A 9,325-nucleotide genomic window follows, 5' to 3' on the forward strand; every position below is an offset into this window, starting at 1 on the left:
AGCTTAGGTAAAAAACAAAGGAACGATCCGGCGGCCCATCTCGTTATGTCGGTGGAGAGATGCCATGGCCAACCAAGTCAAGCTTCCCCGCAAGCTGTCCGAGGAGCCGGAGGCCCCGAAGCCGCGGCGCCCGAGCCACGCGCAAGTCATCGAGCAACTGGACCGCTGGGCCAACAGCCCCGGTCTTCAACCGCCAAAGGTCGATAATGCAGAGGACGATTCAAAAGCGGAAGCGATCTGAACCCCACACATTCGAGCAGCGCCTCGAGGAACATCGCGTGCGACTTGAAAGCCGGCTCGCTCAGTTGCCGCGCGGAGCTGAGCGCGAGCAGATTGTCGCGCGCATCGAGCAGCTCCAGACAGCCGTCGAACTGAACGCGATGCTGTCGACGACCGGCTAAGCCGAGAAGCGACACGGTGGAGCCGCCACTTGCTCCTGCCGCTCCGCTCGCCTACCATCACCACGTCGATGGGGATGGAGTCCCCCGATAACCGCCGCGAGGCTGATGACTCCTACCGGGCGCGACAGCGTCGGTAGGAGCATGCGCCACCGCCGACCCGCCGTGTCCCGCGAATGAGAAGGGACAGCGCATGACGGGTCTTCCAGGTTCACTCTCAATCGCATTGTCGCTGGTCGGGTCGATCTGGCTCGTCGGTGTCGTCGCCCTGCTGGTCGACGCGCCGGGCGAGCTGGTCGCCGCGACCTTCGTGCTTGGGTTGCTGGCGGGCTTCGTCGAATGGCGAGCCGGAAAGGTGGAGCATTGAACGTTCAGTTGTTGGCGGCGGTCGCGATCGGCGGTTCGCTGGGATCGGTCGCGCGCTATCTGATGGCGATCGGCGCGGGGCGCCTGGTCGGCACGGAATTTCCCTGGGGCACGCTGGTGATCAATATCGTGGGTTCGTTCCTGATCGGCGTCTTTGCGGAGGCGTTCGCGCTGAGCTGGAATGCCAGCCAGGTGACGCGGGTGTTCCTCACCGTCGGCATTTGCGGCGGCTTCACCACGTTCTCGACCTTCTCGCTCGATGCGATCGTGCTGATGCAGCGCGGCGAGCTATGGTCGGCCGGCGCCTATATCGCAGCCTCCGTCGCGCTCTCGATTCTCGCGCTGTTCGGCGGCCTGCTGCTGGTGCGGGCGTTTGCTGCGTAATGGTCAACGCCGCGCTCCCCTTTCCGTCATCCCCGCGCAAAGGCGAAGCCTTTGCGCGGGGATGACGGGTCGTCTCGCCAGACGCTAATCGGTCGGATGGCGGCCGGTGCGCGGATTGATCGGCGACGTCGGGCGCCGCCGGAGCGCCTCGGGCAGGAACGGCTCGCCGCGCTTCGGCGAGGGGTCGGCACGCACATCGGCGGCCCATTGCGCGCGTTCGTGCGGCGTCTGGTTGTCGTCGAAGGTTCGCTTCACATCGACCCCGCCGACGGGATCGTTCACGCCGTTCCGGCTGGCGGGACGGTCGACGCCGCTGTGGATGTCACTGGAGTTGCCCATCGCGGCCTCCGAGCTCGGTTGATCAAGGTCTGATCTGCAAGGTTTGATCTGGACCAACGTGGCCCGCGCAGGCGCCGTTCCAAACAAGCGCCGTTCCAAAAAAGTGAAGGGCCGGAGGTGCCGTCTGCAGCCCGGAATCCTTGGCGCGTCCGGGGCCAGCCGGTAGGATGGAACCCGGATGGTAGCCAGGGACCAAGGGAAAGACCGGGGAATGAAGCACGTCGACGTCGCGGTGATTGCTGCCACGCTGTGGCTGCTGGCGTCGATGGTGCTGGACATCGTGACGCCGAAGTCGATCACCGCGCTGATGATCGCCGCCGCGCTCGCGCCGCCGTTCCTGATCGGGATCGGCATCCATTTCGCACGCCAATATTTCAAGGCGAAGCGGCGCAGCTACCCGTCACCGCGGTTGGACGAACACTTCGAGAACTAGAGCATTTTCGAGCGAAGTGGGCGCCGGTTCGCGTGAAGAAGACGCGTCAAAACCAAAATCCGGAGCCCCGTTTCGATTTATTCGGAGCGGGGCTTCGGCGGGGCAGGGCTGCGTGAGCGCCGCACCTGCTGCATTGAACTGCGCAGATGGCTTGCTAAGCTTACGCCATGACCGAGCATCTCCCCGATACGATCAGCCGCCTCTACACCGACCCTGGCGAATATGTCGACAGCGACCATCCCGCCGTCGAGGCGTTCGCCCGCGCCGCCGTTCCGTCTGACGCCAGCGCGCGCGACAAGGCGCGTCGGCTCTACACCGCAGTGCGGGACGGCATCCGCTACAACCCCTATGTCAGCATGCGCTCGCCCGAGAGCTACCGGGCCTCCAGTGTGCTCGCCGCCGGCAACGGCTACTGCGTCGGCAAGGCGGCGCTCTATGCCGCGGCCTGCCGGGTCCACGGCATCCCGGCGCGTGTCGGCTTCGCCGATGTGCGCAACCATCTCACCACCGAGAAGCTGCGCCAGAGCATGGGCTCGGACCTGTTCACCTGGCACGGCTTCACCGAAGTGTTCGTCGACGGCGCCTGGCGCAAGGCGACCCCGACCTTCAACGACACGCTGTGCGCCAAGCTCGGCGTCAGGCCGCTCGATTTCGACGGCCACGCCGACGCGCTGCTGCATCCCTTCGACGGCGAAGGGCGCGCCTACATGCAGTATGTCAACGACCACGGCAGCTATCACGACGTCCCCGCCAAATTCCTGATGCGCGAGATGGCGCGCGAATACGCCAACATGCAGGGCGAGGATCTCGCCGGCCGCGACATGGAGCGCGAGGCGGCCGAGCAGTAGCGGACGTGTGAGCCGATCGCGCGCCGGCGGAGGGGGCGGTGTCATGGATGCGGAGCCGCCGAAAGCGCAGGTCAGCCGCCCCGCCAAAGGCTGGGAGGACGCGGTCGCGCTCACCGGATTCATCCTGGTCGCGGTCGGGCAGGCCTCCAATCAAGTTCTGGCGCGCGGGCTTGCCGGCTCGGTGCCGCCGTTTTCGCTGGCCTTCTTCCGCTGGAGCATCATCGCCATCGGCCTCGCGCCGTTTGCGATCGCAGCGATCCGCGACGGCAAGATCCCGCTGGCGCAGAACCTCTGGCCGATCCTCGCCGCCGGCTTCCTCGGCATGTTCCTGTGCGGCGGCCCGGTCTACATCGCCGGCATCACGACCACGGCGATCCACATCGCGCTGATCTTCGCGCTGTCGCCGATCATGGTGCTGCTGATCTCGGCGGCGCTCGGCATCGAGCATATCGGTCCGCTGCAATGGCTCGGCACGGCACTGGCGCTCGGCGGCGCGCTCCTGATCGTCTCGGGCGGTCATCTGGAAACGCTGACGCAATCGAGCGCGGCCTGGGGCGATCTCCTGGTGGTGTGCGCGATGCTCGGCTGGTCCGGCTATACGCTGCTGCAGTCGCGCGTCGCGCCGCGCGCCTCGCTGCTGGCGCGGGTCAGCCTGTTCTCGGCGGCCGGCGCGCTGTGCTCGCTGCCGCCGGCGCTGCATGAGATGTGGGCCACGCCGGCGGAGGTGTTCAACACCCGGGCGTTCGAGGCCTATGTCTTCGCCGGCCTCGTGCCCGGCCTGATCGCCTATGCGGGCTTCGCCTGGCTCGGCGCGAGATTCGGCTCGGTGCGGAGCTCGCTGGTGCTCTACGTCGCACCGATCGCGAGCGCGCTGCTGTCCTGGATCATCCTCGGCGAGCCGCCGAAGCTGATCCATCTGGTCGGCGGTCTTTTGATCCTCGGCGGCGTCTGGGCGAGCCTGCGCAAATAGACCCGGTTCCTTCCCAAGGTGCAACCTTTTCCGGCCTCGTGCGTTGAATCCAGCGTTGATTCAAGAACTTAGTCGGAGGTCGTATGAATCTTACTCCCCAGCAGCGCAAGGACCGTGATGCGCAGCGTCAGCAAGACGCATCGCAGGCGATGAAGGAGCATCGCGCCAACGAGAAGGCGTTCTACGACAACTTCCAGCGCCTCAAGGCTGAGCGGCAGGCGCGCGAAGCCGCGGAGTCACGGAAGGCGCAATCCGCTTCGAAATAAGCGCCAGGAGCCACACCAATCATCCGGATGGCCCGGATCTGACCGAACGAGAAGGAGCGGAAGCGAGGGGCGAGCACGGCGCAAACGAGCTCGCCCCGAAGACGAGAAATCTCCAGGTTTATGGAGGACGTCAGATGTATTTTGCCGATCAGAAAACGATCACCTGCAAATGCGGTGAGCCCTTGAGCGAATTGATGCTCGTCGACGACCAGACAACCGGAATCAAGTTTCACGTCGGCCGTTGCCCGTCATGCCGTGAAGTGACGGTTGTTCGATCCCAGGACATGCCATCGAACGACAATGCCTGACGCGGACGGTCAGGACCGGCCCTTTGGTTTCAGGTTTTCGATTGCGACCGGTGAGCGACAGGCCGGCTGACATATGTTCGCGGCATCCCGGAAAAAGAGCAGGGCGCGACCGGCATCACCACGGTCGCGCCCTACGTCGCCGGTCAATGGGGCAGGGGGAATAACCGGCTCTTCCAAAGACTCGCAGACCCCCTGAGTCGTTCCGGGCAAGTGAAAATATTTTCGTACACGGTTAAGTGATGGCCGGACGCGAGAACCCCGCGGGTTTCGTTCGCGTTGTGTCCGGGATCGCCAAGGGATCGTCGAGCGAATTTCCATGGGGCGAGGGACATCACCATGTCAAAGATTCAGATGGGAATTTTCGCTGCGCTGGCGGCTGGGCTGACGCTTGGCGCCGTCCAGCTGGCATCTGGCCACGATCTCATCGGCGGCCAGCAGGTCACCACCGCGCTGGCGCCGGAGAGCGCCGTCAATCGCGCCGCCAAGACCGACCGTGCCACGGCTCAAGTCACCGGCCTGCCGAGCCGGACTGTTGCGCTGAAGGTCGAGCGGCTTCCCGATACGTCGGTGCTGGTCCGCGTCCCCGTGGCCAGGGAAGAGGCACGCCATCGCCCCGCAGCAGCGCCGGCTCGTGCCCGGCCCGGCGACACCCGCAAGGTAGCCTGCGAGCCCGTGGTCAGCGTGCTGACCGAAGTGGCCAAGCTGCTGCAGCCCGGCCGTTGCGTGACCTGAAGCCCCTTGCACGCTGTCATCGCGCGGCTTGACCGGGCGATCCAGTACGCCGCGGCCCATCGGCTCAATCACAATCGTCTCTGGAATACTGGATCGCCCGGTCCCGTCTACGCCAAGGCTTCGACGAGGCCACGATCATTGGCGCGCCGAAGCTTTAGCGAAGGCGGCAAGCCGGGCGATGACATCGTTGGTTGCGGTTTGCACCATGCCGGGCAACGCAGGCTATTCCTCCTCCTCCGGCTCGCTGACGCTGGCGGCGCTGCGGCCGACCATCAGGCCGAGCGCGAGGCCGCCGACGGCCAGGATCGGGATCAGCCGCTTCACACCGATGGCCCGGACGATCTGCAGGCCGGTGGCCACCACAACAGGATCGGTAAGCACGTTGGCCGCGGCGGCCTTTGCCGCCTTCTCGGCGCGGCGGCGCATCTCGCGCTTGCGCACGATGTAGACGCTGGCGGCGATCAACGTGACGACAAGAAACAGCGCGGCGCCGGCGAGGCACGCTTCCACCGGCCCGTAATGCTGCAGCACGTAGACGAAAGCGGCCGCGCACAGAAAGGCGATGGTGATGAACAGCGCGATCGCGGCGGCCGCGGCCAGCGACGTCAGCCGCAGCGCGTTGCCGGTGGCATCCTTGACGTCATTGATCAGCCGCTGAAGCATCGACCAGCCCTGCCTTGATTCTTGCCTTGAAGAGCGCATCGACAAACGCGGCGGCGGCGCGCCAGCGCCGCCATCGCATCCAGAACGGTGGTTTTCGCATGATCGCCACCATGGGCCTCATCCCCCGGAGACCGCAATTTGCCTAGCGGCGCCAGGTGACGCCGATCAGGAAGCCGAGACCGAGCGCAAGGCCGACCGTCGCCAGCGGCCGCTGCGTGATCATATCTTCCAGCGATTCCTCGATCGAGGATGCGGCATCCTGCGCCGCGCCCATCATCGCGCTGCCGCGCTCCGACATGTCGTCGAGCGTATCTTCCGCACTGGCGCGCGCATCCTTGTAGCGGCGGCGGGCCTGCTTGCCCGCGTTGTTGGCAAACGAGTTCAGCGCGTCGGTGATCTGTTCGGTGAGGGCGGCGATATCGTTTTTCACGGCGGTGACATCCTTTTCAAGGCGTTCGTAGGTCGCTTTGTCCGTCATGTTCTTGATCCCAAATGCGCTGTCCGTGCTCGACATCGAAAAGCTCCCGGAGAACTTGCGTGCTGCCACAAAAACGCGCCGCGCGGTGCATGGTTCCAGCCGTGAAACCGGGCTCTCAACCGGTGTCGGCTTCGCTCGATAACGCCTTGTTAATCTTCCGGCAGCTGCGGCGAATTGACCGGCATCAAATGCTCCTTGACGATCAGCGCCACGATCAAGAGCGGCGACGACAGGAAGGCGCCCATCGGACCCCACAGCCAGGTCCAGAACGCCAGCGCCAGAAAGACCGCGAGTGCGTTCAGCGACAGCCTGCGGCCGACGATCGTCGGCGTCACGAAATGTCCTTCCAGGAAGGTCACGACGGCGAAGCATGCCGGCGCGATCAGGCCGGCGCCGATGGTCGGAGCGGAGATGATGCCGACCGCGACCAGCACGACGAACATCGCGACCGGCCCGATGATCGGAACGAAGTTCAGCGTCGCGGCGAGCGCACCGAGCCCGGCCGGATTTGGCATGCCCGTTGCCGCGCAGATCGCGCCGGTGACGATGCCGACGCCGACATTGATCATGGTCACCATCAACAGATAATTGCCGAGATGGGTCTCGACCTCGTTGAGGATGCGCAGCGTACGCAGCCGCGCCGTGCGTTCGCTGAAGGCCATCACCAGTGCGCGGCGCAGATCCTTCCAGCTTGCGATGAACAGGATCAGGGTCGCGATGAACAGCAGGAATTCGGCGAAGGTCGGCGACAGGAATTCCAGCGTCGGCTGCACCCACTCGAATTTCGGCAGCTGGAGCGTGGCCAGCGTATCGGAGCCGCCGACCATGGTCTGCAATTCCTGCCACAGCGCGAGCGGCCGGTCGAACACATGCAGCTTCTCCCTCAGGATCGCGCCGAGCTCGGGCAGCCGCGAGCTCCACTCCATCACCGGCGAGGCGATCAGCCCGACCATGAAGCTGACGGCGGCGCCGACCGCGATCACGATGGCGACCGCGCCGAGCGCGCGCGGGATCCGATAGCGTTCGAGCATGCTCGCCGCCGGCGACAACATGGTGCCGACGATGAAAGCCATGGTGATCGGCAGGAAGAAGGCGCGTGCGAAATAGAGCACCGCCACAACGACAATGACCAGCAGGGCGATCAATGCGAAGGCGACGGCCTCGGCGCGGCTGACAACCGGCGGCAGTTCGATCTTGCTGTCGGGGACGGGCGTGCCTTCGGGCGCATTGCCAAGCAGGTCTTCACTCGCAAAGGCGCGCACCGAACTCCTCCCGCGTGAGGACGAACAAACCCGTCGCGTGGTCGCCCCGCGCGCCGAATTGCGCGATGACAACGGGCCGCTCCTTGGAAGGTTCCATCGCGGCTTCGTGAAGCGTGACGGGTTGACAATCGCGGCCTCGCGACGATTCGCGGCGGAACTGACTCGCGGCCATGCGCGTTGGCCCGGCATCGCATCACCACGATGCGCATCCCGTCCAGGGGCAGCACATGACACAGCAGTCTGTTTTCAGCCGCCGGCTTGCGTCGCGCGCCGCGCGCACTCTTGCCCGCACTCTTGCCATCGGCAGCGTCTTGTTGGTGACGCCGCTTGTCGTCAGCACGTCGGCCAGCGCCCAGGTCCGCTCTTCCGCGCTCGGCTACGCATCGACACAGCCGGGTGCATTTCCCGCCGACGAGGCGATGAACGACCCTTCGAGTGGGGCCGGCGAGGACGGCGCGCTGCCGGAGCGGCTGCGCCGGACCACCGTCGCCCTCAACACGACTGAGGCGCCCGGCACCATCATCATCGATACCGGCAACACCGCACTCTACTACGTGCTCGGCGGCGGCCGGGCGATCCGCTACGGCGTCGGCGTCGGCCGCGAAGGCTTCACCTGGGCCGGCACACAGACGATCAGCCGCAAGGCCGAATGGCCGGACTGGCATCCGCCGGCCGAGATGATCAAGCGCCAACCCTATCTGCCGCGCTTCATGGCCGGCGGCCCGGGCAACCCGCTCGGTGCGCGCGCGATGTATCTCGGGTCCAGCGAATATCGCATCCACGGCACCAACGATCCCTCGACGATCGGCAAGTTCGTCTCGTCCGGCTGCATCCGCCTGACCAATGAAGACGTTTCCGACCTGTTCAGCCGGGTCGATGTCGGCACCAGGGTCGTGGTGCTGCCGAAGAACGCGCCGCACCTCGCTGCGCGCGAGATCGGCCCGACGACCACGACGCAGATCTCGGTACGCCCGGCCGCGGCGCGGCCGCGCCCCGCGGCGATGACGCTGCCTTCCGGGCGTCAGGCGATGAACATCCCGACGGCTTCCTCGTTGTACTAGAGCGTTTTCGAGTGAAGCGGACCGGTTCGCGTGAAGAAAACGCGTCAGAACAAGACTCTAGAGCCGCGTTCCGATTCAATCGGCACGGCGCTCCAGGGATCGTACCGAGGTCGGTGATGGTGAAACGGCACGTAAGGCGCTGGGCGTTCGGGACGGCGGCATTGCTCGGCCTGTCCCTTGCGCCTGCAGCGCAAGCTCAGGATTTCTTCTCGCAACTGTTCGGCGGCTTCATGCATGGCCGCCCGCCGGTGATCCGGATGCCGTTCGACGACGGCCCGGCGCCGATGGCGCCGCGGATCGAGCGCCGTCCGCGCTATGACGTCGGCCAGGCCTATTGCGTGCGCACCTGCGACGGCCGCTATTTCCCGCTTGCGGCGACCGGCAACCAGAGCAAGGCGGAAAGCTGCAACAGCTTCTGCCCGGCGAGCGCGACCGAAGTGGTCTATGGCGGCAATATCGACAACGCCGCGACGGAAGACGGCAAGCCCTATTCCGAGCTGCCGAACGCGTTCCGCTATCGCGACGAGCTGGTCTCGGGCTGCACCTGCAACGGCAAGGACTCGGTCGGCTTGGCGGCGATCAAGATTGAAGACGACCCAACCTTGCGCAAGGGCGACATCGTCGCCGGCAAGGACGGGCTGATGTCGGTGAGCCGTCCGGACCGGCGCGGCGCGCAACTCAACTTCACGCCGGCGCCGGATCGCATCCGCGCCAAATATGGCCGGCCGGCGGTGCTGGCGCGCGAGTAGCGTCGATCACGCGTGGGCGGCCGCTTACGGTTCCTGGCGCGGAACCGGCCTGCCTCCTGCACGTTAGC

General features: G+C 65.8%; 18 protein-coding genes and 1 riboswitch. Of the genes, 12 read left to right on the top strand and 6 right to left on the bottom strand.

Features of this window, described 5'->3' with window-relative positions; all coding sequences use genetic code 11:
- Positions 1-64: 64 nt before the first annotated feature.
- From XI02_RS05885 to crcB, 4 genes are all read left to right on the top strand, one after another.
- Entirely contained in the window at positions 65-241 is a 177-nt protein-coding gene (locus tag XI02_RS05885; RefSeq protein WP_016844397.1) for a hypothetical protein, read from the top strand.
- 37 nt (positions 242-278) lie between these two features.
- Positions 279-401: a hypothetical protein gene (locus tag XI02_RS45950; RefSeq protein WP_256438828.1), complete on the top strand. Its 123-nt coding sequence runs from the start codon at positions 279-281 to the stop codon at positions 399-401.
- 61 nt (positions 402-462) lie between these two features.
- Positions 463-523: riboswitch (Fluoride riboswitch) on the top strand.
- 68 nt (positions 524-591) lie between these two features.
- A complete protein-coding gene (locus XI02_RS05895) occupies positions 592-765 on the top strand; it encodes a hypothetical protein (protein WP_172645845.1) in 174 nt (57 codons plus the stop codon).
- A complete protein-coding gene (gene crcB / locus XI02_RS05900; RefSeq protein WP_244980824.1) occupies positions 762-1,148 on the top strand; it encodes a fluoride efflux transporter CrcB in 387 nt (128 codons plus the stop codon). Before XI02_RS05895 ends, crcB begins: the two co-directional genes overlap by 4 nt.
- 84 nt (positions 1,149-1,232) lie before the next feature.
- Here crcB and XI02_RS05905 read toward each other — a convergent pair whose 3' ends face one another.
- A complete protein-coding gene (locus XI02_RS05905; RefSeq protein ID WP_016844393.1) occupies positions 1,233-1,487 on the bottom strand; it encodes a hypothetical protein in 255 nt (84 codons plus the stop codon).
- A gap of 211 nt (positions 1,488-1,698) precedes the next feature.
- On the opposite strand from XI02_RS05905, the gene XI02_RS05910 reads away from it, so the two are divergent.
- From XI02_RS05910 to XI02_RS05935, 6 genes are all read left to right on the top strand, one after another.
- Positions 1,699-1,920 carry a hypothetical protein gene (locus XI02_RS05910; protein WP_016844392.1) on the top strand — a complete coding sequence of 74 codons (222 nt, stop codon included), beginning with the start codon at positions 1,699-1,701 and terminating at the stop codon, positions 1,918-1,920.
- Positions 1,921-2,087: 167 nt separating this feature from the next.
- Positions 2,088-2,768, top strand: coding sequence for a transglutaminase family protein (locus XI02_RS05915; RefSeq protein ID WP_018269613.1), 681 nt, complete (start codon positions 2,088-2,090; stop codon positions 2,766-2,768).
- Positions 2,769-2,811: 43 nt separating this feature from the next.
- Positions 2,812-3,738 carry a DMT family transporter gene (locus XI02_RS05920; protein ID WP_069279321.1) on the top strand — a complete coding sequence of 309 codons (927 nt, stop codon included), beginning with the start codon at positions 2,812-2,814 and terminating at the stop codon, positions 3,736-3,738.
- Between the two features lie 83 nt (positions 3,739-3,821).
- The gene (locus XI02_RS05925; protein WP_016842983.1) at positions 3,822-4,004 is read left to right on the top strand and encodes a hypothetical protein; all 183 of its coding nucleotides are present in this window, start codon (positions 3,822-3,824) and stop codon (positions 4,002-4,004) included.
- Between the two features lie 134 nt (positions 4,005-4,138).
- Positions 4,139-4,312, top strand: a complete 174-nt coding sequence (locus XI02_RS05930; RefSeq protein WP_016842982.1) for a hypothetical protein — start codon at positions 4,139-4,141, stop codon at positions 4,310-4,312.
- A 336-nt stretch (positions 4,313-4,648) separates the two neighbouring features.
- Positions 4,649-5,044, top strand: coding sequence for a hypothetical protein (locus XI02_RS05935; protein ID WP_172648859.1), 396 nt, complete (start codon positions 4,649-4,651; stop codon positions 5,042-5,044).
- A gap of 222 nt (positions 5,045-5,266) precedes the next feature.
- On the opposite strand, the gene XI02_RS05940 is transcribed toward XI02_RS05935, so the two are convergent.
- The 5 genes from XI02_RS05940 to XI02_RS05955 form a co-directional block, all read right to left on the bottom strand.
- Positions 5,267-5,707 carry a hypothetical protein gene (locus tag XI02_RS05940; protein WP_069279319.1) on the bottom strand — a complete coding sequence of 147 codons (441 nt, stop codon included), beginning with the start codon at positions 5,705-5,707 and terminating at the stop codon, positions 5,267-5,269.
- Complete coding sequence (locus XI02_RS45955; protein WP_256438829.1) at positions 5,685-5,819, bottom strand: hypothetical protein; 135 nt, start codon at positions 5,817-5,819, stop codon at positions 5,685-5,687. Before XI02_RS45955 ends, XI02_RS05940 begins: the two co-directional genes overlap by 23 nt.
- A 30-nt stretch (positions 5,820-5,849) precedes the next feature.
- Entirely contained in the window at positions 5,850-6,221 is a 372-nt protein-coding gene (locus XI02_RS05945; protein ID WP_016842979.1) for a YqjD family protein, read from the bottom strand.
- Between the two features lie 113 nt (positions 6,222-6,334).
- Positions 6,335-7,447: an AI-2E family transporter gene (locus XI02_RS05950; RefSeq protein WP_016842978.1), complete on the bottom strand. Its 1,113-nt coding sequence runs from the start codon at positions 7,445-7,447 to the stop codon at positions 6,335-6,337.
- Positions 7,428-7,619 (bottom strand): hypothetical protein, encoded by a 192-nt coding sequence (locus tag XI02_RS05955; protein ID WP_172648858.1) that lies wholly within the window; start codon positions 7,617-7,619, stop codon positions 7,428-7,430. Before XI02_RS05955 ends, XI02_RS05950 begins: the two co-directional genes overlap by 20 nt.
- A 55-nt stretch (positions 7,620-7,674) precedes the next feature.
- Here XI02_RS05955 and XI02_RS05960 point away from each other — a divergent pair, with 55 nt between their 5' ends.
- Positions 7,675-8,508 (top strand): L,D-transpeptidase, encoded by an 834-nt coding sequence (locus XI02_RS05960; protein ID WP_172648857.1) that lies wholly within the window; start codon positions 7,675-7,677, stop codon positions 8,506-8,508.
- A gap of 116 nt (positions 8,509-8,624) precedes the next feature.
- Positions 8,625-9,257 carry a DUF2865 domain-containing protein gene (locus XI02_RS05965; protein WP_172648856.1) on the top strand — a complete coding sequence of 211 codons (633 nt, stop codon included), beginning with the start codon at positions 8,625-8,627 and terminating at the stop codon, positions 9,255-9,257.
- The last annotated feature ends 68 nt before the right edge of the window (positions 9,258-9,325 follow it).

It is taken from the genome of Bradyrhizobium sp. CCBAU 21365, from assembly GCF_015291305.1.
In the GTDB taxonomy this organism is placed as follows: Bacteria; Pseudomonadota; Alphaproteobacteria; order Rhizobiales; family Xanthobacteraceae; genus Bradyrhizobium; species Bradyrhizobium elkanii.

Excerpts from the sequence above, each read along its gene's own strand:
- XI02_RS05930 (WP_016842982.1), top strand. The coding sequence starts at position 4,139 with ATGTATTTTGCCGATCAGAAAACGATCACCTGCAAATGCGGTGAGCCC.
- XI02_RS05960 (WP_172648857.1), top strand. The coding sequence starts at position 7,675 with ATGACACAGCAGTCTGTTTTCAGCCGCCGGCTTGCGTCGCGCGCCGCG.
- XI02_RS05945 (WP_016842979.1), bottom strand. The coding sequence starts at position 6,221 with ATGTCGAGCACGGACAGCGCATTTGGGATCAAGAACATGACGGACAAA.
- XI02_RS05885 (WP_016844397.1), top strand. The coding sequence starts at position 65 with ATGGCCAACCAAGTCAAGCTTCCCCGCAAGCTGTCCGAGGAGCCGGAG.
- XI02_RS05955 (WP_172648858.1), bottom strand. The coding sequence starts at position 7,619 with ATGGCCGCGAGTCAGTTCCGCCGCGAATCGTCGCGAGGCCGCGATTGT.
- XI02_RS05935 (WP_172648859.1), top strand. The coding sequence starts at position 4,649 with ATGTCAAAGATTCAGATGGGAATTTTCGCTGCGCTGGCGGCTGGGCTG.
- XI02_RS05910 (WP_016844392.1), top strand. The coding sequence starts at position 1,699 with ATGAAGCACGTCGACGTCGCGGTGATTGCTGCCACGCTGTGGCTGCTG.
- XI02_RS05940 (WP_069279319.1), bottom strand. The coding sequence starts at position 5,707 with ATGCTTCAGCGGCTGATCAATGACGTCAAGGATGCCACCGGCAACGCG.
- XI02_RS05920 (WP_069279321.1), top strand. The coding sequence starts at position 2,812 with ATGGATGCGGAGCCGCCGAAAGCGCAGGTCAGCCGCCCCGCCAAAGGC.
- XI02_RS05915 (WP_018269613.1), top strand. The coding sequence starts at position 2,088 with ATGACCGAGCATCTCCCCGATACGATCAGCCGCCTCTACACCGACCCT.
- XI02_RS45955 (WP_256438829.1), bottom strand. The coding sequence starts at position 5,819 with ATGGTGGCGATCATGCGAAAACCACCGTTCTGGATGCGATGGCGGCGC.
- XI02_RS05895 (WP_172645845.1), top strand. The coding sequence starts at position 592 with ATGACGGGTCTTCCAGGTTCACTCTCAATCGCATTGTCGCTGGTCGGG.
- XI02_RS05965 (WP_172648856.1), top strand. The coding sequence starts at position 8,625 with ATGGTGAAACGGCACGTAAGGCGCTGGGCGTTCGGGACGGCGGCATTG.
- XI02_RS05925 (WP_016842983.1), top strand. The coding sequence starts at position 3,822 with ATGAATCTTACTCCCCAGCAGCGCAAGGACCGTGATGCGCAGCGTCAG.
- XI02_RS05905 (WP_016844393.1), bottom strand. The coding sequence starts at position 1,487 with ATGGGCAACTCCAGTGACATCCACAGCGGCGTCGACCGTCCCGCCAGC.